Consider the following 22929-nt stretch of genomic DNA (forward strand, 5'->3'; position numbering starts at 1 on the left):
GCGCGCTCGGGGTGCGACCGGCACTACATGATCGGGTCGGGCTCCCGGGCGAGGTCCGCGGCGCCCACCAGACCTGCCTCGTTGCCGAGCTGGGCGGCGAGGACGTCGGCGACCGGGCGCCAGTTGCCGCCGACCAGCCAGCGCTTGTAGGACTTGCGGATCGGATCCAGGACCAGCTCGCCCTCGTCGGAGAGACCGCCGCCGACGATGAACGCGGACGGGTCGAACAGCGAGGCCAGGTCGGCCAGGCCGGCGCCCACCCAGCGCGCCAGCTCACGGTAGGAGTCGACGGCCACCGGGCAGCCCTGGCGGGCGGCCACGGAGATGTGCTTGCCCTCGATGCCGTCGGGGGTGCCGTCACCGAGGGCGAGCAGCACCTCCGCGCTCTCGGGGGCGGCGTTGGCGCGCTGCTTGGCGTACCGCACCAGGGCGCGCCCGGAGGCGTACTGCTCCCAGCAGCCCTGCGAGCCGCAGCCGCACAGCAGGCCGTCCGGGACCATCCGGATGTGGCCGAACTCGGCGGCCACGCCGAAGTGGCCGCGGCGCAGCTTGTTGCCGATGACGATGCCGCCGCCCAGGCCGGTGCCGAGCGTGATGCAGATGACGTTGCGGTGGCCCTTGCCGGCGCCGAACTTGTACTCGCCCCAGGCCGCGGCGTTGGCGTCGTTCTCCACGACGACCGGCAGGCCGACGCGCGCCTCGACCTCCTCCTTCAGCGGCTCGTTGCGCCAGTCGATGTTGGGCGCGAAGTAGACCGTGGAGCGCTGCCGGTTGACGTATCCGGCGGCGCCGATGCCCACACCGACGATCTCGTGCCCCGCGCGTGCGCCCTCCACCGCCGAGGCGATGGCGTCCACGATGGCCTCGGGCGTACTGGGGGTCGGCACCTTGAAGGTCGAGAGGATGTTGCCTTCCTCGTCGACCACGCCGGCCGCGATCTTCGTGCCGCCGATGTCGACGCCGATGGTGAGTCCCATGAATCCCTCAGTTCCGGTCGAGCCCCGCTACGGCCAACCGTACCCGAGGCCCTGCCGTCGGATTCGCGTCCTCCGGACGCTGGTCCAAGTCGTCCGGCCGGTCAGTCCACGTCGATGCGCTCGCCGCCGCCGGTGCCCTCACCGGGGTCGCGGCGGTCGTCGGAGCCGGTGTCCGGCTCGCCGGGTTCGTCCCGCGAGGACCCGCCCGTGCCTGACGACGTCCAGCGGTGCTCCTGGGACTCGACGGCCGAGCGGTACGCGGCGAGGAGTTCGCCGCCGGCCGCCGCCAGATGTTCGAAGACCTCGGGGTTGCGCTCCACGACCGGCTCGACGGCCGCCTTGGCCTGCTGGACCATCTGCCGCACCACCTGCTCGGCAGCGGGTCCGGCGAGCGCGCCGAGCAGCGGTGCCTGGAGCGACGACAGCCTGTCGGCGACGGTGTCGACGAACTTGCGCAGTTCCTCGGCGGCCGAGCCCGGCGGCGGGCCGTACCGCTCGCGGCGGCGGGCCTGCTCCGCGGCGAGGTCCTCGGCACAGGCCGTGGACCAGGCGTCGGTGTCCGTGGCGCGCCGCTCCCCCGGCTTCTCGGCTTCGCTCGAACGGGGGGTGTCCCCACGGCCGCCGGGCTCCTCCTGAGCGGCGTCGTCCCGAGCGGCGTCGGACGGTGGGCGCTCTTCGCTCATGGCGGACTCCTGACTACGGTTCGTCCCTACGACGTTACCCGAACGGGGGTACGCGGTTCATCTCTCGCGGGGCCACAGCGCGGGGTCCGGCGCGAACCGGATCCGCAGCTCGCCGTCGCGCAGGGCGGCCCCGTCGACGGTGCACCGGCGCAGGGCCGAGGGCAGCGGTACGACACGGCGGAACGGCCCGGCGGTGACCGCGAGTTCGTCGCCGAGCCGGATGAGGTCCAGTTCCTCGCGTATGGCGCCGGGCAGCGGGATGTGCCACACGAGGACCCCGTCCTCGGTGAGCCGGTCGGTCACGGGCCACTCGACCGGCGCGCTCGCCGGGTTCACGCCGGGCACGGCGAGGGCGGCGAGATCGTCCAGGCCGCGCGGGTCCCGGCCCAGGTGGGCGGCCGGGTGGACGGCGTACGTCTCCCGCCACTCGTCGAGGGTCTTGCGCTGCTGTGCGACCGGACCGGCCAGCCAGGAGTCCGCGGCGGTCTCCGGCAGGACCCGGCCGGCGACCAGGCACTCCACGGCCAGTCCGCGCACGGCCAGGCCCAGGGCGGCGCTGCGGACGGCGTCGGCGCCGGCCGGGCCGGGCTCGGCGACCAGGCGTACGCGGGTGGCGCGGTCGGCGAGGACCGCGGCCACGGCGGCGAGTTCGACGTCCCAGCGTGCCGCCGTCTCGTACAGCCACTCGGCCGGCATGGGGACGCCGGCGAGGCGGCCGAGCACCGGCCGCAGAGCGCGGGCCGCCTGCCGCTCGGGCGGGAGCAGCCGGCGCAGATAGCGGCGCAGTTCCCCGGGCAGCGCGAGCAGGGCGAGTGCCTGCGGTGCCGGGGGCAGGTCGACGACCAGCAGTTCGAACCGCTCCGACAGGGCCGCGTCGCGCAGCGCGCGCAGCAGGGCGAGTTCCTCGGCGCCCGGCAGCGGCGTGACCTCCTCGGTGTCCAGGCGGGAGGCCCCGAGAAGGTCCAGTACGTTGCCCGCGCGGTCCTGGAAGGCGGTGAGGTCGGCCCGGAAGCCGGCCGCCGCGTCGGGGCGCCAGGCGGTCAGCCGCGGCGCGACGGGCACCGGCTCCGCACCCGTCGGCACCCCGAGCGCCGCGCCGAGGGAGTCCGTTCGGTCGGCGCTGAGCACGAGGGTGTCGACGCCGTCACGGGCTGCGGTCAGGGCGGTGGCGGCGGAAACGGTCGTACGGCCGCTGCCGCCCGGGCCCGTGATCAGGAGGGTGCGCATGACGTTGAACGGTAGCTGGCTTTGACGTCCCGGTCGCCCACGGGCGCCCTCCGCCGGTGTCGGCGGCGCGGCCTCCGGCTCCGTCGCGCCGACGCCCGGCGACGCGTGTCGCGGGTGGGCCCGCGCCGTCGGTCCGGGACCGCCCGCGGGCCGGGCGGGCCTTACTTCTCGCCCGACTCCACGCGCTTCTTCAGGCCCGCGAGGGCGCGGTCGATGATGACCTTCTCGGCCTTGCGCTTGATCATGCCGAGCATGGGGATCTTGACGTCGACGGTGAGGCGGTAGGTCACCTCGGTGGCGTACACGCCCGCGGGCCTGAGGACGTAGGAGCCGTCCAGGGAGCGCAGCATCTGGGACTTCACCAGGGTCCAGGAGACCTCGTGGTCACCGGTCCAGGTGTACGCGAGGGTCTGGTCGTCCTTGATGGCGCCCGCGTCCATGACCAGGCGGACCTGATGGGCACGGCCCTGGCCGTCGGTCTTGAGGACCTCGGCCTCCTTCACCTCGCCGGTCCAGTCGGGGTAGCGGGCGAAGTCGGCGATCACCTCCATGACCTCGGCCGGTGGCGCCTCGATCGTGATGCTCGAGCTGGTGTGTTCCGCCATCGCCGTGGCTCCTCCAGATGCGGGCCGGTAGTGCGGCCGGGTGAGGCCGGGGGTGCGCTCCTCGTGCGCACGTGTGTGCAGCGTGAAGGCTACCGCGCGGCCGACCGCCGGACTCCACCCCCACCTGCGCGCTCGGCCGGAATGCTCACCATTCGAGCACCCAGGGCCGGCCGCTCCCGGCGAAGTGCCCCACGTTCACGCATTCGGTCGCGCCGATCCTCATCCGCCGTACCAGCGGCTGGTGGACATGGCCGAAGAGGGCGTACCGGGGCCGGGTGCGGCGGATGGCCTCCAGCAGGGCCCGGCTGCCCCGTTCGAAGCGGCGCGCGACGGTGTCGTAGACGAGTTCCGGCACCTCGGGCGGGATGTGCGTGCACAGCACGTCGACCTCGCCGACCGCCTCGATCTTCGCCGCGTACTCCTCGTCGCCGATCTCGAACGGGGTGCGCATGGGCGTGCGCAGACCGCCGCCGACGAAGCCGAAAACACGGCCGCCGATCTCCACCCGCTGACCGTCGAGCACGGTGGTGCCCTCGCGGGCGTACTCCTGCCACAGGGCCGGCATGTCGACGTTGCCGTAGGTGGCGTACGTCGGGGTGGGGAACACGGCGAAGAGTTCCGCGTACTGCTTGCGCACCGCCTGCTCCATCACCGTGGCCCGGTCACCGTCGATGCCCGCCCACAGCCGGGCGCCGAACTCGCGTGCCTCGGTGAAGCGGCGGGCGGTGCGCAGCGCGACGATGCGGTCGGCGTTCTCCACGCCGAACAGGTCGGGGAAGATCCCGCGCGAGTGGTCGGCGTAGTCGAGGAAGAGGATCAGGTCGCCGAGGCACACCAGGGCGTCGGCGCCCTCTCCGGCTCGGGCCAGGTCGCGCGCGTTGCCGTGCACGTCGCTGACCACATGGATACGCGTTCTGCCGTGACGGGCCGGTGTGGGTGCCATGACGATCAAGCGTAGGCGGGCGTGGCATACGTGAACAGTGGCGGCCGGAAACGGCGTTACTGGCCGGTCATTCGGCGGGTCGACTACTGTGCGCAGGGGAACATCGATCCGTGTGACGCAGCGAACATCTCGCCGGATCCCCCTGTCGAAGAAGCATACCGACGGGTAACGTCCGGCCCGTCCAGTCGTTTCTGGATTTCAACAACGTCGTGGCGCCGGCGCCCTATGAGGAGCAGCAGTCTTGCGCGAGTTCAGCCTTCCGGCTCTGTACGAGGTCCCTGCGGACGGGAATCTGACCGACATCGTCCGCAGAAACGCCGCGCAGCATCCCGACGTCGCCGTCATCGCGCGCAAGGTGGACGGCGCCTGGCGGGACGTCACGGCACGGGCCTTCCTCGCCGAGGTGCACGCCGCCGCCAAGGGGCTGATCGCCTCCGGCATCCAGCCCGGCGACCGGGTGGGCCTGATGTCCCGTACGCGCTACGAGTGGACGCTGCTGGACTTCGCGATCTGGAGCGCGGGCGCGATCACCGTGCCGGTGTACGAGACCAGTTCGCCGGAGCAGGTGCGGTGGATCCTCGGCGACTCGGGCGCGACCGCCTGCGTCGTGGAGCTGGACCAGCACGCCGCCGCCGTCGACGCGGTGCGCGACACGCTGCCCGCGCTGAAGAACGTCTGGCAGATCGAGGACGGCGCGATCGAGGAGCTCGGCCGGGCCGGGCGGGACATCAGCGACGCCATGGTGGAGGAGCGCGGCTCGCTGGCGAAGGCCGACGACCCGGCGACCATCGTGTACACCAGCGGCACGACCGGCCGCCCCAAGGGCTGCGTGCTCACCCACCGCGCCTTCTTCGCCGAGTGCGGCAACGTCGTGGAGCGGCTGCGCCCCCTGTTCCGCACGGGCGAGTGCTCGGTGCTGCTCTTCCTGCCGCTGGCGCACGTCTTCGGCCGGCTGGTCCAGGTCGCCCCGATGATGGCGCCGATCAAGCTGGGCTGCGTCCCGGACATCAAGAACCTCACCGACGAGCTGGCCGCGTTCCGCCCCACGCTGATCCTCGGTGTCCCGCGGGTCTTCGAGAAGGTCTACAACGGGGCGCGCGCCAAGGCGCAGGGGGACGGCAAGGGCCGGATCTTCGACAAGGCGGCCGACACGGCGATCGCCTACAGCAAGGAGCTGGACAGCCCCTCGGGCCCCTCGCTCGGGCTGCGGATCAAGCACAAGGTGTTCGACAAGCTGGTCTACGGCAAGCTGCGCGCGGTGCTCGGCGGGCGCGGCGAGTACGCCATCTCCGGCGGCGCCCCGCTCGGCGAGCGCCTCGGGCACTTCTACCGCGGTATCGGCTTCACGGTCCTGGAGGGCTACGGCCTGACCGAGTCCTGCGCGGCGACCGCCTTCAACCCCTGGGACCGGCAGAAGATCGGCACGGTCGGCCAGCCGCTGCCCGGCTCGGTGATCCGCATCGCCGACGACGGGGAGGTGCTGCTGCACGGCGAGCACCTGTTCAAGGAGTACTGGAACAACCCCGGCGCGACCCGGGAGGCGCTGGCCGACGGCTGGTTCCACACCGGTGACATCGGCACCCTCGACGAGGACGGCTACCTCAGGATCACCGGCCGCAAGAAGGAGATCATCGTCACCGCCGGCGGCAAGAACGTCGCCCCGGCCGTGATCGAGGACCGTATCCGGGCGCACGCGCTGGTCGCGGAGTGCATGGTGGTGGGCGACGGGCGGCCGTTCGTCGGCGCGCTGGTCACCCTCGACGAGGAGTTCCTGCGCCGCTGGTGCGCCGAGCACGGCAAGCCGGCCGACTCCACGGCGCAGACGCTGCGCGACGACCCGGACCTGAACGCGGCGATCCAGGCGGCGGTCGACGACGGCAACGCCGCGGTGTCGAAGGCGGAGTCGGTGCGCAAGTTCCGCATCCTGCCCTCCCAGCTCACGGAGGACTCGGGTCACCTCACCCCGTCGCTGAAGCTCAAGCGGAACGTGGTGGCACAGGACTTCGCGGACGAGATCGAGACGCTCTACGCCAAGTAGCGCGCCGCTCCCCTACAGCAGTTCCCGGAGCCGCTGGGCCAGCAGGTCCCACCGCCACTTCTCCTCGACCCAGGAGCGTCCGCGCTCCCCCATGCGGCGGCGCAGCTCGGCGTCCCCCAGGAGCGTGACGACGCGGTCGGCGGTGTCCTCGGGGGAGCCGCCGCGCACGACCCAGCCGGTCTCGCCGTCGAGCACCGCGTCGGGGGCGCCGCCGGAGTCCCCGGCGACGACGGGCAGCCCGGTCGCGGACGCCTCCAGGTAGACGATGCCGAGCCCCTCGACGTCGAGTCCGCCGCGCCGGGTGCGGCAGGGCATGGCGAAGACGTCACCGGCGCCGTAGTGCGCGGGCAGCTCGGCCCAGGGGACCGCGCCCGTGAAGCGCACGGAGCCGGCCACCCCGGTCCGCTCCGCCAGGGCGCGCAGCTCCTTCTCGTACGGGCCACCGCCGACGATCAGCAGCACGGTGTCCCGTTCGGCGGCCAGGATCCGCGGCATGGCCCGGATCAGCGTGTCCTGCCCCTTGCGCCTGACCAGCCGTGAGACGCACACGACGACCGGCCGGTCGGTGAGCCCGAGCCGGGCCCGCACCTCGTCACCGCCCGAGCCGGGGTGGAACGTCTTCTCGTCCACGCCCGGGGGCAGTCGCACCATCCGGCCGGCCGCCTCGGGCGTCAGCGCGGTGGCGATCCGGGAGCGGGTGTACTCGCCGAGGTAGGTGATCGTGTCCGTCGACTCCCCGACGCGGCGCAGGAGTCCGCGCGCCGCGGGCAGTTGCGCCCACCCCGCCTCGTGCCCGTGGGTGGTGGCCACCAGCCGCTCGGCGCCCGCCCTCCGCAGGGCCGGCGCCATCAGCCCGAGCGGCGCCGCCGCCCCGAACCACACCGCGGTGCACCCGTGTTCGCGCAGGAGTCCGACAGCGCGCCGGGTCGCGCCCGGCGTCGGCAGCAGCATCGTGGTGCGGTCGCGTACGACGGTGAAGGGCTGCTCCGCGTCGAACGCGGCCGTCGCCTCGGCACCCTCCCGGCCCCGCTTCCAGGTGGAGGCGTAGACGACCAGCCGCTCCGGGTCCAGCCGCAGCGCCATGTTGTGCAGGAACGCCTGGATCCCACCCGGCCGGGGCGGAAAGTCGTTGGTCACGATGAGGGTCTTGCGCACACCGGCCGACCCTACCGAACCCGACCGGGGCACCCGGCCACGGCCATGCCACCCGCCCCGCACCGGCCCCCCGGGAGATCATGTGCCCCGCACCACGAATCGCGCGAACCACGCAAACTGATCGGAACCATCGGACCGGTCGGGCTCACGGGAGAGGACCGAGGTGGACGGGACAGGTACCCGGCGCAGGCTCACCGGGGTACTGGCGGTCTGGGGTGTCAGCCGGGCCGTGTTGGTGCTCCTCGTGTTCAAGGTGTTCGTCCTCGCGGGGGCGGAAGACGTCACGGCGGACGTGTCGGTGATCTACCAGGGCTGGTACGAGGTGCTGCGGCAGGGTGGCTTCCCCGTCGGCGACGTCACGTGGCAGTACCCGCCCGCCGCCGCGCTGGCGATCCTCTCCCCCGCCACCCTGCCGTTCCTCGGCTACACCGCGGCCTTCCACGTGCTGGCGCTGCTGGCCGACCTGGCGGTGCTGTGCCTGCTGCTGTGCGCCGGGCGGCGGGCCGGCCGGCCGCTGCGCGGTGCCTGGGTGTGGACGGCGGGCGCGCCCCTGCTCGGCCCGATCCTGTACGCGCGCTACGACGTGATGGTGACCGCGGTGGCCGTGGCCGCGCTGCTCGCGGGCGTCCGTCACCCGCGCGCGATGGGCGCGCTGGCCGGCTTCGGAGCGCTGCTGAAGGTGTGGCCGGTCCTGCTGCTGCCCGGCCTCCGGGGTGCTGCCGGGCGCCGTGCGTGGACGGCGGCGGCACTGACCGCGGCGCCGCTCGCCTCGCTGTTCGCGCTCACCATGCCCGGCGCCCTGTCCTTCGTGACCGCGCAGCGCGACCGGGGCGTGGAGGTGGAGTCGCCGGCCGCGCTCGTCCTCCACGTGGCCCGGCACCTCGGCTGGAACGGACAGGTGCTGCTCACCTACGGCTCGCTGGAGTTCGTCGGCCCGTACACCGACGTGGTCGGCACCGCGTCCCTGGCCCTGACCGCGGCCGCCCTCGGCTGGCTGGTGCTGTGGCGGCTGCGGGCCCGCCGCTTCCGCCCGCACACGGCCGCCCAGGCCGCGTTCACGGCCGTACTGCTGTTCACGGTCACCAGCCGGGTCCTCAGCCCCCAGTACCTGGTGTGGCTGATCGGGCTGGCCGCCGTCTGCCTGTGCTTCCGGGACGACGGCATGCGGCTGCCGGCCGGCCTCGTCCTGGCGGCGGCCCCGGTGACGGCCCTGGAGTTCCCGGTGTACTTCGCGCACGTCGTCGCGAGCGACCGCCTCGGCGTCACCCTCCTGCTGCTGCGCAACGGCCTGCTGGTGGCCGCGGGCGTGACCGCCTGCCGGGCCCTGTGGCGCTCGACGGTCACCGCCGCGCCCCGGACGCGGGCACCGCACCGGGCCGCCCGGCCCACCGCCCGGCTCGATCAGCCCAGCTGACGTCCGAGATACGCGTGCCACTGCTCGGTGAACCGGTCCAGGGTGGTGCCGAGGACCTTCCGCAGGGCGTCCTCGACCGCGCCCTCGCGGGTGCCGTGCGCGCCGACGGAGCGGTAGAAGTCGTCGAGGCGCCGCTCGCCCCACTGGTCGGCGATCATGCGACAGGCCATCCAGCCGCTCTCGTACGCCCGGGCGAGCCGGGCCGGGTCGCCGGCGAAGCCGAAGTCCTCGTCGGACGGCAGCGCGGCGGGAACCTCCCCGTCGGTCACGGCGCGCCGCAGTTCGGGCGCGACCTGGTCCGGGGGGCGGCCGGTGCCTCGGTAGCCGACCCAGTCGGCGTAGCCCTCGGAGAGCCACAGCGGGGTGGCGGCGTTGGTGTGGGCGCGAGTGGCGACGTGGGTCGTCTCGTGGGTGAGGACGACCTGCTTGCCGAGCGACCCGAGCATGCCGTAGGCGGCGGGGTTGACGATGATCCGGTCCGCGGGCGCCCGGCCCGCGCCCCCGGTCTCGCCCGTGGTGACGGCGGCGATCCCGCGGTAGTTGGAGGCGGGCGAGCCGAGCAGTCCGGCCATGCCCTCCAGGGACTTGGGCACCAGCAGGACGACGTGCCGGCTCCAGTCCGTGCCCCACGCGTCCGACACCGCGGGTATCGCGCGGTCGGCCAGGCCCGCGTAGCCGCGCAGGACCGCGTCGCCGTGTCCGACGCCGAGCACGAGGCTGCTCCGCCCGTGCACCACCGAGACCGTGCCCTGATCCCACAGCTGCTCGGCGGACTTCTTCTCCGGCCGGTCGGAGTCGACGTACCACTTCCCGTCGGCGCCGGTGGACAGGGTCAGCGTGCGGCCCACGGTGACGGGCGCCTTGTCGTACCCGGTGACCCGGTAGCGCAGTTCGGCCCGCGCGACCGCGGTGTCGCCGCCGCGGCGCAGGCTCTTCAGCCGGTAGGACCAGTCCGTCAGCGGGACGGCCCGCAGCCGCGCGTACGGGGCCCGGGTCCCGGTGGCGGCGTACGCCTTCGGGTCGTGGTGCAGGACCGCCGCCGCCCGCCGGTCGAGCACCCGCTGCACCTCGGCCTTCGCGGTGTCGGCCGCGGACGGCCCGCCGCAAGCCGTCAGGGACGCGAGCAGCAGGCACACCACCGTCACCGAGGATTTCGACGCCCGCCCACGACCAGCCATTTCCCGATCGTACGGCGGCACCGGGACGGCCGTCAGACCCTGGTGACCGACGAGACCGGCATCATGTTCACCGGGTCGTAGCGCACCGGAGCGCCCGGATGGGGCGCGTGGATCACCCGGCCGTTGCCCGCGTACATCGCGACATGGCCGGCGTCGGAGCGGTAGACGACCAGGTCGCCGGGCCTGGCCTGGGACAGCGGGATCCGCCGGCCCGCGTTGCGCTGCTCCTGCGAGGTACGCGGCAGATGCACCCCGGCCTGCGCGTACGACCACTGCATCAGGCCCGAACAGTCGAATCCCGTGGGCCCGCTGGCGCCCCAGATGTAAGGGCGGCCGAGGGCGGAGCGGGCGGCGGCGAGGGCGGCGGCCGCGCGGACCGAGGCGGCCGGTCCGGCGTCGAAACCGGGGAGGAAGTCCTCGCGGCCGGAGCGGGAGGCCCGGTCGTAGGCCTCGCGCTCCGACGGGGACAGGGAGCCGAGGAGTTGGCGGGCCCTGGCGAGCTTCTGCTCGACCGTCCGCTTGTGGGTCGCGACCGCCTTGCGGCTCTTGTCCAGTTCGGCGAGGGCGCGGGTGGCCTCGGCGCGGTCCTGGGAGAGTGCGCGCAGCGCCCGCCGCAGGTCCTTCAGTTCGCCGGTCTGGTGGTCGGTGATCCGGTCGAGCGTGGCGGCCCTGTCGAGGTATTCGGCCGGGTCGTGGGAGAACAGCAGGGCGATCGACGGGTCGAAGCCGGAGCGGTACTGGGCTCCGGCCAGCGAACCCAGCGATTCCCTGAGGTCGTTGACGCGCTGCTGCCGTCGGGCGATGCGGTCCTGGAAGTCCCGCACCCGGGTGCGCAGGAGGTCGGCGCGCTCGCCGGCCTTGTCGAAGGCCTCGGTCGCCTTCTCGGCCTCCTGGTAGAGGCGGTCCACCTCGGACCGGGCGTCGCCGTGCGGAGCGGCGACGGCCGAGGTGGCCGGAACGGCGCCGAGGGCGGCGGCCGCGGCGGACAGAACGCAGAACGCGGCGCCCGCGCCCCGGTCGAACCCGGACGGTGCCGGGCGGCGATGAGACCCCACGGGAAGCCGTACTCCCTCCACTGGCGGACACTGACCGCTTCCCGGGGCCGAGACGCCGAGCGCCCGTCCTGCGGGAAACGCGCCAGACAGTAGCCGCGCGGACACACGGCGACCAAAGCCGCGGAGGGGGCACCGAACACGGGCGCCCCGCCTCTGACGCAGGTCATCGGCGGGGCGTGGGGTCACCGTGGGGTGCCGGGATTCGCCCGTTCGGGCGAGTACGAGGCGTGCTCCCGGGGTGGCGTCAGATGCGGACGCCGAACTGGAAGGGCATGTTGTTGATCGACTCGTAGCGCACGACGGTGCCGGTGCGCGGGGCGTGCAGCACCTGGCCGTTGCCCGCGTAGAGGCCGACGTGGTGCTGGTCGCCGTAGAAGATGACCAGGTCGCCGACCTGGAGCTGGCTCTGCGAGTAGATCCGGGTGCCCGCGTTGGCCTGCGCCTGGGAGGTGCGCGGGATGCTGACACCGGCCTGGGCGTAAGCCCAGGAGGTCAGACCCGAGCAGTCGTAGGAGGACGGGCCGGTGGCGCCGTAGACGTAGGGTGAGCCGATCTTGGTCTGGGCGGCGGAGAACGCGGCGCCGGCCCGGCCGGAGGCGGGGGTGGAGCTGCCCAGCTGCACGCGGTCGGCGGAGGCCCGGCTGGCCCTGTCCTGCTCGGCGGCGAGCGCGGCCTTCTCCGCTGCGGTGAGGCTGTTCAGGAGCCGCTGCGCCTCGGCGAGCTTGCCCTGGACCTCGCTCTTCTTCTTGCCCAGCTCGGTGCGGGTGGCGGCGAGGTCCTTGAGCTTCGAGGAGGCCTCGGACCGCTCCTGGCTGAGCTCGCGCTGCTTGTCCTGGATCTTCTTCAGCGCCTCGACCTGCTGGCCGCTCAACTGGTCGAGCGTGGAGGCCTTGTCGAGGTAGTCGTCCGGGTCGGCGGACAGGAAGAGCTGGAGCGACGGATCTATCCCGCCGGTGCGGTACTGGCCGGCAGCCATCGAACCGAGGCCGTCGCGGAGCTTGTTGAGCTCCTGCTGGCCGCGGGCGACGTTGTCCTGGATGGTGGAGATCTCCTTCTGGAGCTTCTCCTGCTTCTCCTTGGCCCCGTTGTACTTCTCGGTGGCCTGCTCCGCCTGCTCGTAGAGCTCGTCGACCTTGGACTTGACTTCGTCCTTGCTCGGCTTCGCGCTCGGGGCGGCATTGGCGGCCTGGGCACTGATGGCTACAGCCGCTGCCGCCGCGGTGGTGAGCACGGTCACGCGCGCACGGCTGGGTTGCTTGGGTCGACGGTGGGACGCCACGGAAGCGAGCTCCTTCTTCTGAGTGATCACCCGCTCGGAGGTTCGAGGCTCGACCCTAGTGACCTCATCGTGATGAATTCAAATCCTGAGGCGGAAAATCCCACCAGTCACTTCATTCTTTGCCCATAACTCACCGGCAGTGAGGACCACTTGACCCTGCGTCGCGTGACGCTTCCGGTGAATTCGGGAATGCTGCCTGTATGTTGCGCTTGAGGCTTACGTAGCCCTACGTCCGGTTTCAGCCGCGCGAGAGCCGCTTCAGCAGCACCGCCGAGGCCACCGGCCGCGCCCCCGCCTTCGCGATCCCGTCGGCGACCTCACGGTCGGTCGAGACGACGATCACCGGACGGCCGGGCGGCTCGGCCCGCACCAGCTGACGGATCAGCTCGTCCGCCGTGACCCCCGGCTTGGAGAACAGCACCCGCACACCGCGCGGCGGCGCGAGGAGCACCGGCGCGACCAGCTCGGCCCCGTCGAAGACACAGGTGACCTCGGCGCCGGTCTGCGCGGCGAGCTGCGACAGCTGCCCCAGCAGCCTCAGCCGCTGCTTCTCCAGCGGCATCTGCGGATAGCCGGTCTTGGTGACGTTGTAGCCGTCGACGACCAGATGGGCCTGCGGCAGCGCGAGCAACTGGTCGAGGATCGCCGGGTCGTGCTCGGACAGCGCGCGGGCGGCGATGTCCTTGGGGGTCATCCGGCCCGGCTCGACCGCGTCCACGGTCTCCGCCGGCCGCACCGACACCGGCGGCAGCGCCAGCTCCCGGCGCAGCCCCTGGGCCGCGTCGAGGACGGTGTCCAGCAGCAGCCGCACCCGCATGTCCTCCACGCTGCGCCCCTCGCGGGCCGCCCTGCGGGCGGCTTCCAGCGCGGCCTCCGCCTCCCCCAGACGCGCCTTGAGCCGCCGGGCCTCGCTCTCGGCGGACGACACCTGCGCCTGCCCCTCGGCGCGCAGGGCCTCGATGTCGCTCCGCGCCTTGCGCAGCGCGGCCTCACCGCGCTTGACGTCGCTGTGCGCGGCCCGCAGCTTGCGGTGCAGCGACTCGGCCTCTTTCCTGGCGGCGTCCAGCTCGGCCCGCAGCCGCTCGGTGTCGGCGCGGGTCTGCTCGCGGGCCGCCGCCAGCTCGGCGCGCAGCCGCTCCAGTTCGGCGCGGCTCTCCTCGTCGGCGCGCTCGGCGTCCACCCGCTGGGCCTCCTCGCCCGCGGCGGCGACCAGCTTCACCCAGCCCGGCGGGCGCAGTACGTAGGCCGCGGCCGCCACGTCGAGCGGATCCGCGGCCGGGGGCGGCGAGCCGGAGTCGAGGGCACCCGACAGCTCGGGCTGGTCCTCTTTGAACTTCTCGCCGATGCGCTGGCGGAACAGCGGATCGGTCTCCAGCGCGGCCGCCATCGCGTTGCCCGCGAACTTCGCCCGGCGGCTGGGGGTGAACCGGGCGTACTGCCGCAGCTGCGGCGGCAGCTCGGCGAACGTCAGCGTGCCGAAGGAGTCGGAGACGATCTGAACGACCCGGTGGCGCACTCCGTCGGGCAGGGGACGGTCGAGCACCTCGGCGGTGCCGTCGCCCGGCCCCCCGCCTTGTGTCTCCGCCATCCGTCACCCCAATGCCTCTGTGCTTCGCGGACCCCCGCGGGGGTCGCCTGTGCGGGCCCGCTCCGCTCAGGAGCCGGCGCCCGGCCTGTCCACGAGTTCCACCTGGTCCACGGCGTTGCACCAGCGGCAACGCACCGACTCGATCGTCTCACTGACCACCTCGCGCTCCTCGACCTGCGGCTCTCCGGCCAGATCGAGGTGGACGTACTCGACGACCTTCGACGAGCGGGTCACGTCGAAACGGGTGAGGTTGCCGCACAGGGTGCAGCGCCACCGGGTCGTGGCGGTCGGCAGGGGAACCGTCATCGCGACTGTTCGCTTCCTTCTGTGTCCATGACGCGCCAGCTTCCCTGGGCGTGTGGCACGTAACCCTACGGCCTGGCGGCGACTCGGCGCCGGTCCGTCCACGGCGGCGAGGCGGTCTGTGCGCTTGCGTCCGGTTACGCCATGCTCTGTGCACATGATCGGCAACAGGTACACGGTGGCCGCCCGGACGATCAGGGCGGCCAGGACGGTACGGAACATGCAGGCGCCGGTGACGTGCGCCCTGATCGTCCTGTGCTGTCTGATCTTCGTGGCCGGCCCGGCGGCGGGCCTCAATCCCTCCTACGGCACGGGGGACGCGCTGCTGCTCGCCCAGCGGGCCTATTTCCGGCGGTGGGGCGTGATCCCCGCTGATTTGTTCACCGGCTCGTTCCGGGCCGCCCTCACCCCCGCGACGGCCCTGTTCGTGCACGGCAGCTGGGTGCACCTGCTCGGCAACATGCTCTTCCTCTACGTCTTCGGGGCGATGACCGAGGAGCGCATGGGCCGCGTCCGGTTCACGCTGTTCTACGTCGGCTGCGGCTACCTGGCCCTGGTGGGCTACGCGGTCGCCAACGCCGCCTCCGGGCAGAGCCTGGTGGGGGCCTCGGGCGCGATCTCGGCGGTCCTCGGCGCGTTTCTCTACCTGTTCCCCAGCGCCCGGGTGACCAGTCTCTTCCCGTTCCTGTTCTTCCTGCCGCTGCGCTTTCCCGCGTGGGTGGTGCTGCCCTTCTGGGCGGCCCTCCAGTGGCTGGCCGCCGGGCGCGCCGCCGAGGGACCGCAGGTCGCCTACCTGGCCCACGTGGTGGGCTTCGCCCTGGGCTTCGCCTGCGCGTGGGCCGGGTTCGGCCGGAAGACTAGAGTGAAGGCCGCCCCTGCTCCGGCCCCCGAGGGAGAGAACCAGCCGTGATCACCGCGATCGTCCTCATCAAGACCAGCGTGGACCGGATCCCCGAGATCGCCGAGCGGATCGCCTCACTGGACTCGGTCAGCGAGGTCTTCTCCGTCACCGGCACGTACGACCTGATCGCCATGGTCCGGGTGCGGCAGCACGAGGACCTGGCGGAGGTCATCCCGGGGCGGATCAGCAAGATCCCGGGCGTCGAGGGGACGGACACGCACGTGGCCTTCCGCACCTACTCGCAGCACGACCTGGAGGCGGCGTTCGCCATCGGGCTGGACTCCTGACCGCCCCCGGCTCCTGAGCGGGCGGATCACACCGCGGGCACGCAGCGGCCGCCCTCCGTGCGGTACGTCCACTTCGCGCCGTCCCTGACCAGCTCCCGCACCGCCGCCACGAAGCGGTCCACGTGCTCGTCGGGCGTGCCCGCGCCGAAGCTCACGCGGATGGCGTTGAGGGACTTCTCGCCCGGGGCGGCCTCGGGCGAGCCGCACTCGCCCTGGCTCTGCGGATCGCCGCCCAGCAGGGTGCGGACCAGGGGGTGGGCGCAGAAGAGGCCGTCGCGGACGCCGATGCCGTACTCGGCGGAGAGGGCGGCGGCGAAGTGGGAGCTGTTCCAGCCCGCCACGACGAAGGAGATCACTCCGACCCGCGGGGCGTCGTCGCCGAACAGGGAGAGCACCCTGACCTCGGGCACCTCGGCGAGGCCCGCCCGCACCTTGCGGATCAGGTACCGCTCACGCGCGACGAGGTCGTCGAAACCGGCCTCGGTCAGCGCCGTGCAGGCCGAGGCGACGGCGTAGGCGCCGATGACGTTCGGCGACCCGGCCTCGTGGCGGGCGGCCGACTCGTGCCACCGCACGTCCACGGACCCGTCGGCACGCCGCGCCACCGTGCGGCTCGCGCCGCCGCCCGCGAGGTACGGCTCGGCCTCGCGCAGCCAGTCGGCGCGGCCGGCGAGGACGCCGGAGCCGAACGGGGCGTACAGCTTGTGGCCGGAGAAGGCGACCCAGTCGACGTCGAGGTCGCGGACGGACACCGGGTGGTGCGGGGCGAGCTGGGCGGCGTCCAGGACGATCCGGGCGCCGTGCGCGTGGGCGGCGGCGGCCAGCTCCCGCACGGGCCACAGCTCGCCGGTGACGTTGGAGGCGCCGGTGACGCACACCAGGGCGGGGCCGTGGGGGTCGCGGCCGGCGAGGGCCCGCTCCAGGGTCGCCACGGCCTGCTCCGGGGTGCGCGGGGCGTCGAGGCAGGTCACCCGCGCGTCCCGCCACGGAAGCAGCGAGGCGTGGTGCTCGGTCTCGAAGACGAAGACCTGGCAGTCCGCGGGCAGCGCCCGGGCGAGCAGGTTGAGGGAGTCGGTGGTGGACCGGGTGAAGACCACCTGGTCCTCCGCACGGCAGTCCAGGAACTCCGCGACCGTGTTCCGGGCGTTCTCGAACAGGTCGGTGGAGAGCTGGGAGAGGTAGCCGGCGCCGCGGTGGACGCTGCCGTAGTACGGCGCGTACGCCGCCACGTCGTCCCAGACGCGCTGGAGGGCGGGCGCGCTGGCGGCGTAGTCGAGCGCCGCGTAGGTGACCTCCCCGCCGGTGACGAGCGGAACGGTGACGTCCCGGCCCAGCACGGGCAGCGGGGCACGGACGGACTGGCCGGCGGCGGCGACGGTGGGGACGGCGGAAACGGACATGGGTGAACTCCCGTGAAAGCAGGCGAAATCACCACGCGAGCGGGCACGGCTCGAGCGTGGAGAAGGGTGAAATGGGTGATGCGGAGGCGGGGCTCTACGCCCTAACGCATTCGCTTGCTCACGGGAGGCTCCCTCGTACGACCAGGACCCCTGGTGATGCGAGGGGTCCGCGCTTGCCGTGGGCCTCGCTGCCTACGGCCTGGTCTTCACCCGGGGCACCCCGCCACGGACGGAGGGTTGCCGGACAGCCGGCCGGGGCCACATGGCTGTCACTCATGACCTGTTTCAGCATCCTGCCACACGATCTTCCACGCGCAAGGCGCAGTCCGGATCGTGGACTGCGCCTTGCGACGGGAGGTTCGGGTCTCAGGCGTTGCTGACGGCCACCCAGCGCTCCAGCGTGCGCTTGGCGGACCCGGAGTCGATCGACTCCGCCGCGCGGTCCATCCCGGACCGGATCTGTTCGGCAAGGGTGCCCGGACCCGGCCGCAGGGCCACCAGCGCCGCCGCGGAGTTCAGCAGGACGGCGTCCCGTACGGGCCCCTGCTCTCCGTCCAGCAGGCGGCGGGCCACCTCGGCGTTGTAGGAGGCGTCACCGCCCCGCAGCGCCTCCACGGGCACCAGTTCGATGCCGACGTCCCGCGGGTCGAAGCGCTCCTGGGTCACCTTGCCGTCCCGGACGATCCAGACCTGGGAGGTGGCGGTCGTGGTGAGCTCGTCGAGGCCGTCGTCGCCCCGGAAGACCAGGGAGGAGTGGCCGCGCTCGGCGAAGACGCCGGCGACGACCGGTGCCATGCGCGGGTCCGCGACCCCGACGGCCTGGGCCCGCACCCTGGCCGGGTTGGTCAGCGGGCCCAGCACGTTGAAGACCGTGCGGATGGCCAACTGGCCGCGGGCGGCGCCCGCGTGGCGCAGCGCCGGATGGAACTTGATCGCGAAGCAGAAGGTGATTCCGGCCTCCTGCGCGACCTCGGCCACCCGCCGCGGCGTCAGCTCCAGATTGACGCCGAGCTTCTCCAGTACGTCGGAGGCTCCGGAGGCGGAGGACGCGGCCCGGTTGCCGTGCTTGACGACGCCGGCGCCCGTGCCGGCCACGACGATCGAGGACATGGTGGAGATGTTCACGGTCTTGGCGCCGTCGCCGCCGGTGCCGACGATGTCGACGGTCTCGCCGGGCACCTCGATCACATTGGCGTGCTCGTACATCGTCCGGACCAGGCCGGTGATCTCCTCCACCGTCTCGCCCTTGGCCCGGAGGGCCACCACGAACCCGGCGATCTGCGCGTCGGTCGCCTCGCCGCGCATGATCAGGTCCATCGCCCAGGCGGTCTCGTCGGCGGTGAGGTTCCGGCCGTCCAGCAGGCCGTTCAGCAGGGCGGGCCAGGAGCGGCCCGCCGCGGTGTTGCCTCCAGCGGGGGTCACAGCGTTCATATGCCGCTCCTGGGTCGGTGTCCCGTATGCGGGACGCGAGTCTTCGAACAGGTCCACCCTATCCAGCCCCGGGCATGGCGAAGGGCCCCGTCCGGGGATCGGACGGGGCCCTTCGACCGTGGCGTGGCGACGCTCAGCGGTCAGTGATCAGTGGTGGCCGTGGCCGCTCGTGATCTCCCTGTACTCCTCGACGGTCGGCTTCGGGATCTGGTTGTCCTCGCCGTAGTACGCGTTGCTGAGCTTGGCGCGCAGCTTCTGCGAGCCCTTGATCTTGCGCTCGACGCCGTTCTCGTCGACCGCCGGACCGATCTCGGCCGGCTCGTACTGGTCGTGCGCCGTGAGCGTGTAGAGCTGCTCCTGGCTGAGCGGCTCGTGGACCTCGATGAACTCACCGTGCGGCAGGCGCTTGATGATGCCGGTCTCGCGACCGTGCAGCACCTTCTCCTTGTCGCGGCGCTGGAGGCCGAGGCAGATCCGCTTGGTGGCGACGAACGCGATGATCGGTCCGACGAAGAAGCCGATCCGGACGAACCAGGTGACCGCGTTGATCGACAGGTGGAAGTGCGTGGCCCACAGGTCGTTGCCGCCGCCGACCAGCGTGATCATGTACATCGTGATCCAGGCGACACCGAACGCGGTACGCGTCGGGGCGTTGCGCGGACGGTCCAGGATGTGGTGCTCGCGCTTGTCGCCGGTGATCCAGGACTCGATGAACGGGTAGAGCGCCAGCGCCGCCAGGACCAGACCGAAGAGGACCAGCGGGATGAACACGCCCAGGACGAGCGTGTGGCCCCAGAAGTTGACCTCCCAGCCCGGCATGAAGCGGACCAGACCCTCGGCGAAGCCCATGTACCAGTCGGGCTGGGCGCCGGTGGACACCTGGTCCGGACGGTACGGGCCGATCACCCAGATCGCGTTGATCTCCACGAGCGCCGCGATCATCGCGAGGACACCGAAGACCAGGAAGAAGAAGCCGCCGGCCTTGGCCATGTACACCGGCAGCAGCGGCATGCCGACGACGTTCTTGTTGCTCTTGCCGGGACCCGCGAACTGCGTGTGCTTGTGGTAGAAGACCAGGATCAGGTGGGCCACCACCAGGCCCAGCATGATGCCGGGCAGCAGCAGGATGTGGATCGAGTAGAACCGCGCCACGAAGTCGTGACCGGGGAACTCGCCGCCGAAGAGGAAGTACGAGATGTACGTGCCGACGATCGGCATGGACAGGATCGCACCCTCGGTGAAGCGGACACCGGTGCCGGAGAGCAGGTCGTCCGGGAGCGAGTAACCGGTGAAACCGGTGAACATGCCCAGGGCGAACAGCAGGAAGCCGAACAGCCAGTTGATCTCACGCGGCTTGCGGAACGCGCCGGTGAAGAACACGCGCATCATGTGCACGAACATGCCGGCCAGGAAGATCAGCGCGGCCCAGTGGTGGATCTGCCGGATGAGCAGACCACCGCGCACCTCGAAGGAGATGTGCATGGTCGAGTTGAACGCCTCGGACACCAGCTGACCCTGCAGCGGGACGTACGAGCCGTTGTACACCACCTCGCTCATCGAGGGGTGGAAGAACAGCGTCAGGTACACACCCGTGAGGATGATGATGATGAAGCTGTAGAGGCAGACCTCGCCCAACATGAACGACCAGTGGTCGGGGAAGATCTTGCGCATGTTGGCCTTGGCCAGGGAGTAGATCCCGAGCCGGCCGTCGGCCCAGTCGGCGAGCCTCTCGCCGGCCGGTGCCTGCCCGCGAGAGCGGCCCGCCGCGCCTGCGGCAGACGGATTCGTGTTGGCTGCTGATGTACTCATCCGCGCTCCCAGAATGCAGGACCGACGGGCTCCGCGAAGTCGCCGAGCGCCTGGAGGTAACCCTCGCTGTCCACGCCGATGCGCAGCTGCGGCAGAGCGTGGCCGGCGGGGCCGAAGATCACTCGGGCACCGTCGGAGAGGTCGAAGGTGGACTGGTGGCACGGGCACAGGGCGTGGTGCGTCTGCTGCTCGTACAGGGAGATCGGGCAACCCACGTGGGTGCAGATCTTCGAGAAGGCGACGATGCCCTCGTGGCCCCAGTCGAGTTCGCGCTTGTCCTTGATGTCGGCCGGCTCGAGCCGGATGATCATCAGGGCGGCCTTGGCGATCTCGTTGGCGAAGTCCTCGTCCGTCTCCTTCAGACCGTCCGGCATCGCGAAGGTGAGCGAGCCGACGGAGACGTCCTCGGGACGCAGCGGCAGGTTGGTGTTCATGTTGACGAGGCGCTTGCCCTTGGCCCACAGCGTGTGGCGCAGGCTGGTCCCGGGCAGCGGGCCCAGGTCGCGCAGCAGCATGACGCCGGACAGCGGCACCAGCGTGAGCGCGCCGAGCATCGTGTTGCGGATCAGCTTGCGACGGCCGATCGCCGACTCCTTGGCCCCCTGCTTGAAGTCCGCGTGGACCTTCGCACGGACCTCGGGGGACGCCGCGATCGGGTGACGCTCGTCGGCGACCTCGACGTCGGACATCAGGGTGCGGGCCCAGTGGACCGCGCCCGCGCCGATCGCGAACAGCGCCACGCCCAGCGTGAGGCCGAGCGCGAAGTTCAGCGCGTTGATGTGCCCGAGCGGGAAGACGAAGATCGACTTGTCGTGCGGGATCGTCACATACGAGGCGATGAAGCCGATGGTGGCCAGCATCGACACCGTGAACATCAGGGCGACGGCGCGCTCGGAGCGCTTGGCGGCCCGCTCGTCGATGTCCTGGATCCGGTGCTCGTGGGGCGGCAGTCCCGGGTCGGCGAACGGGGCCCGCTCGTCCGCCACGGAGACCGCGCCGCGCCCGTGCTCGTGGGCTGCCTGCTCTGCGGGCAGGCTCTCTTCAGGAATGTCTTGGCTACTCATGACTTCTTGGCCTTTGCGGTCCGAGCGGCGACCCAGACGGCGACCGCGACAAGGGCACCCAGCCCGAAGATCCAGGCGAACAGACCCTCGGTGACCGGTCCGAGGCCACCCAGGTCCATACCGCCCGGGGTCGTGGTCTCGTCACCGTTGACCGCATCGAGGTACGCGATGATTTCCTTCTTGTTCTTCTCCGTCAGCAGCGTGTCGGGGAAGGAAGGCATGTTCTGCGGGCCGGTCTGCATGGCCTCGTAGATGTGCTTGTTGCTCACACCCGTGAGGTCCGGGGCGTACTTGCCGTGCGTCAGCGCACCGCCCTTGCCGGTGAAGTTGTGGCACTGGGCGCAGTTGGTGCGGAACAGCTCACCGCCCTTGGCGGCGTCCGCGCCCTCAGGGCTGTACTGGTTCTTCGTCGGCACGTTGGGACCAGCACCCAGGGACGCGATGTACGCGGCGAGCTGGTCGATCTCGGCCTGGTTGTAGATGACCTTCTTGCGCGGGATCTGCGCGCCCGGCTGCTGGGCCGGCATACGGCCGGTGCCCACCTGGAAGTCGACCGCCGCCGCGCCCACACCCACCAGGCTGGGACCGTCAGTGGTGCCCTGCCCACCGGTGCCGTGGCAGCTGGCGCAGCCGACCAGATAGAGCTTCCTGCCCTCCTCGATGGTGAGGGACTGGGCGGTGTCCTCGGCCTTCGCCTTGCTCGCGGGCGCGAACGCGGTGTACAGCCCCCCAGTGGCCGCCAGCGCGAAGAGTAGGACGACGACCGCCGCCAGCGGATGGCGTCGTCGTGCGGAGAGCTTTTTCACGGATTACCCCGGTGTCAGGATCTTCTGCGTCGATGCTTTGCGGACTTGGATCGGTTCGTCGGCTACTTGATCAGGTAGATCGTGGCGAAGAGTCCGATCCAGACGACATCGACGAAGTGCCAGTAGTAGGACACGACGATGGCCGCGGTCGCCTGCTCGTGAGTGAACCTCCGGGCCGCGTAGGTGCGGCCGAGGACCAGCAGGAAGGCGATGAGACCGCCCGTCACATGCAGCCCGTGGAAGCCGGTGGTCAGGTAGAACACCGAGCCGTACGGGTCGGAGGACAGCGAGATGCCGTCCTTCTTCACCAGTTCGGTGTACTCGAAGATCTGACCGCCGATGAAGATCGCACCCATGATGAAGGTGACGATGAACCAGCCCCGGAGCTTCTTCACGTCACCGCGCTCGGCGGCGAAGACGCCGAGCTGGCAGGTGAGTGAGGAGAGCACCAGGATCGTGGTGTTCACCGACGAGAAGGGGACGTTGAGAGCGCCCGCCATCTCCTTCCAGTGCGCCGGACCCGTCACCGATCGCAGGGTGAAGTACATCGCGAAGAGGGCCGCGAAGAACATCAGCTCGGAACTCAGCCAGATGATGGTTCCGACGCTGGTGAGGTTCGGTCGGTTGACCGACGGGTGCGCGTGCCCGGTTTCTACTGTCGTTGCTGTCGCCACGCCGACATTATGTCGGTCGCTTATCCCGCCCTCACCCCGGGGGGTGCCGTTCGGAGTGTCCCGGGGGTGTGCTCTGCCCGAACGGCCCCTCGAAGGGCTGTTCCAACCGCTG

The 22929-nt window shown here is 71.6% G+C and carries 21 protein-coding genes and 1 riboswitch; of the genes, 4 read left to right on the forward strand and 17 right to left on the reverse strand.

Annotation, left to right across the window (positions count from 1 at the left end):
- Positions 1-23: 23 nt before the first annotated feature.
- The 5 genes from ACIQMV_RS03270 to ACIQMV_RS03290 form a co-directional block, all read right to left on the reverse strand.
- On the reverse strand, positions 24-977 hold the full coding sequence (locus ACIQMV_RS03270; protein WP_402590738.1) for an ROK family glucokinase: 954 nt from the start codon (positions 975-977) through the stop codon (positions 24-26).
- A 101-nt stretch (positions 978-1078) separates the two neighbouring features.
- Positions 1079-1660 (reverse strand): DUF5304 domain-containing protein, encoded by a 582-nt coding sequence (locus ACIQMV_RS03275; RefSeq protein WP_402590740.1) that lies wholly within the window; start codon positions 1658-1660, stop codon positions 1079-1081.
- A gap of 57 nt (positions 1661-1717) precedes the next feature.
- Entirely contained in the window at positions 1718-2887 is a 1170-nt protein-coding gene (locus tag ACIQMV_RS03280) for an ArsA family ATPase (RefSeq protein WP_402590742.1), read from the reverse strand.
- 161 nt (positions 2888-3048) lie between these two features.
- Entirely contained in the window at positions 3049-3492 is a 444-nt protein-coding gene (locus ACIQMV_RS03285) for an SRPBCC family protein (protein WP_141361656.1), read from the reverse strand.
- A gap of 145 nt (positions 3493-3637) precedes the next feature.
- Entirely contained in the window at positions 3638-4435 is a 798-nt protein-coding gene (locus ACIQMV_RS03290; protein WP_141361654.1) for a metallophosphoesterase, read from the reverse strand.
- A gap of 241 nt (positions 4436-4676) precedes the next feature.
- Here ACIQMV_RS03290 and ACIQMV_RS03295 point away from each other — a divergent pair, with 241 nt between their 5' ends.
- Positions 4677-6473 carry an AMP-dependent synthetase/ligase gene (locus ACIQMV_RS03295; protein ID WP_402590745.1) on the forward strand — a complete coding sequence of 599 codons (1797 nt, stop codon included), beginning with the start codon at positions 4677-4679 and terminating at the stop codon, positions 6471-6473.
- Positions 6474-6485: 12 nt separating this feature from the next.
- On the opposite strand, the gene ACIQMV_RS03300 is transcribed toward ACIQMV_RS03295, so the two are convergent.
- Positions 6486-7628, reverse strand: a complete 1143-nt coding sequence (locus ACIQMV_RS03300) for a glycosyltransferase family 4 protein (protein ID WP_402590747.1) — start codon at positions 7626-7628, stop codon at positions 6486-6488.
- A 163-nt stretch (positions 7629-7791) separates the two neighbouring features.
- Here ACIQMV_RS03300 and ACIQMV_RS03305 point away from each other — a divergent pair, with 163 nt between their 5' ends.
- Positions 7792-9042: a glycosyltransferase 87 family protein gene (locus ACIQMV_RS03305; RefSeq protein WP_402590749.1), complete on the forward strand. Its 1251-nt coding sequence runs from the start codon at positions 7792-7794 to the stop codon at positions 9040-9042.
- Here ACIQMV_RS03305 and ACIQMV_RS03310 read toward each other — a convergent pair.
- The 5 genes from ACIQMV_RS03310 to ACIQMV_RS03330 form a co-directional block, all read right to left on the reverse strand.
- Positions 9030-10220 (reverse strand): hypothetical protein, encoded by a 1191-nt coding sequence (locus ACIQMV_RS03310; RefSeq protein ID WP_402590751.1) that lies wholly within the window; start codon positions 10218-10220, stop codon positions 9030-9032. The genes ACIQMV_RS03305 and ACIQMV_RS03310 overlap by 13 nt on opposite strands.
- 32 nt (positions 10221-10252) lie before the next feature.
- Positions 10253-11275, reverse strand: coding sequence for an NlpC/P60 family protein (locus tag ACIQMV_RS03315; protein WP_402590753.1), 1023 nt, complete (start codon positions 11273-11275; stop codon positions 10253-10255).
- Between the two features lie 244 nt (positions 11276-11519).
- Entirely contained in the window at positions 11520-12554 is a 1035-nt protein-coding gene (locus ACIQMV_RS03320) for an NlpC/P60 family protein (RefSeq protein ID WP_402590755.1), read from the reverse strand.
- Positions 12555-12792: 238 nt separating this feature from the next.
- Positions 12793-14142 carry an NYN domain-containing protein gene (locus ACIQMV_RS03325; protein ID WP_402590757.1) on the reverse strand — a complete coding sequence of 450 codons (1350 nt, stop codon included), beginning with the start codon at positions 14140-14142 and terminating at the stop codon, positions 12793-12795.
- Between the two features lie 66 nt (positions 14143-14208).
- On the reverse strand, positions 14209-14448 hold the full coding sequence (locus tag ACIQMV_RS03330; RefSeq protein ID WP_100572306.1) for a hypothetical protein: 240 nt from the start codon (positions 14446-14448) through the stop codon (positions 14209-14211).
- A 154-nt stretch (positions 14449-14602) separates the two neighbouring features.
- Between ACIQMV_RS03330 and ACIQMV_RS03335 the strand changes: the two genes are divergently transcribed.
- The gene (locus tag ACIQMV_RS03335) at positions 14603-15355 is read left to right on the forward strand and encodes a rhomboid family intramembrane serine protease (RefSeq protein ID WP_402590759.1); all 753 of its coding nucleotides are present in this window, start codon (positions 14603-14605) and stop codon (positions 15353-15355) included.
- Entirely contained in the window at positions 15352-15633 is a 282-nt protein-coding gene (locus ACIQMV_RS03340) for an Lrp/AsnC family transcriptional regulator (protein WP_141361622.1), read from the forward strand. The genes ACIQMV_RS03335 and ACIQMV_RS03340 overlap by 4 nt, the downstream gene beginning before the upstream one ends.
- A 26-nt stretch (positions 15634-15659) precedes the next feature.
- On the opposite strand, the gene ACIQMV_RS03345 is transcribed toward ACIQMV_RS03340, so the two are convergent.
- The 6 genes from ACIQMV_RS03345 to ACIQMV_RS03370 all read right to left on the reverse strand — a co-directional run bounded on the left by ACIQMV_RS03345 (position 15660) and on the right by ACIQMV_RS03370 (position 22817).
- The gene (locus ACIQMV_RS03345; protein ID WP_402590762.1) at positions 15660-17033 is read right to left on the reverse strand and encodes an aminotransferase class V-fold PLP-dependent enzyme; all 1374 of its coding nucleotides are present in this window, start codon (positions 17031-17033) and stop codon (positions 15660-15662) included.
- A gap of 164 nt (positions 17034-17197) precedes the next feature.
- A riboswitch (SAM riboswitch) is annotated at positions 17198-17314 on the reverse strand.
- Between the two features lie 85 nt (positions 17315-17399).
- The gene (trpD, locus tag ACIQMV_RS03350; protein WP_141361618.1) at positions 17400-18464 is read right to left on the reverse strand and encodes an anthranilate phosphoribosyltransferase; all 1065 of its coding nucleotides are present in this window, start codon (positions 18462-18464) and stop codon (positions 17400-17402) included.
- A gap of 147 nt (positions 18465-18611) precedes the next feature.
- A complete protein-coding gene (locus ACIQMV_RS03355; RefSeq protein ID WP_141361616.1) occupies positions 18612-20273 on the reverse strand; it encodes a cytochrome bc complex cytochrome b subunit in 1662 nt (553 codons plus the stop codon).
- Positions 20270-21337, reverse strand: a complete 1068-nt coding sequence (locus ACIQMV_RS03360) for a Rieske 2Fe-2S domain-containing protein (RefSeq protein ID WP_402590765.1) — start codon at positions 21335-21337, stop codon at positions 20270-20272. The genes ACIQMV_RS03355 and ACIQMV_RS03360 overlap by 4 nt, the downstream gene beginning before the upstream one ends.
- On the reverse strand, positions 21334-22143 hold the full coding sequence (locus ACIQMV_RS03365) for a c-type cytochrome (RefSeq protein WP_141361612.1): 810 nt from the start codon (positions 22141-22143) through the stop codon (positions 21334-21336). The genes ACIQMV_RS03360 and ACIQMV_RS03365 overlap by 4 nt, the downstream gene beginning before the upstream one ends.
- Positions 22144-22205: 62 nt before the next feature.
- Complete coding sequence (locus ACIQMV_RS03370; RefSeq protein ID WP_100572299.1) at positions 22206-22817, reverse strand: heme-copper oxidase subunit III; 612 nt, start codon at positions 22815-22817, stop codon at positions 22206-22208.
- Between the last annotated feature and the right edge of the window lie 112 nt (positions 22818-22929).

The organism is Streptomyces sp. NPDC091412 (assembly GCF_044756885.1).
GTDB lineage: Bacteria > Actinomycetota > Actinomycetes > Streptomycetales > Streptomycetaceae > Streptomyces.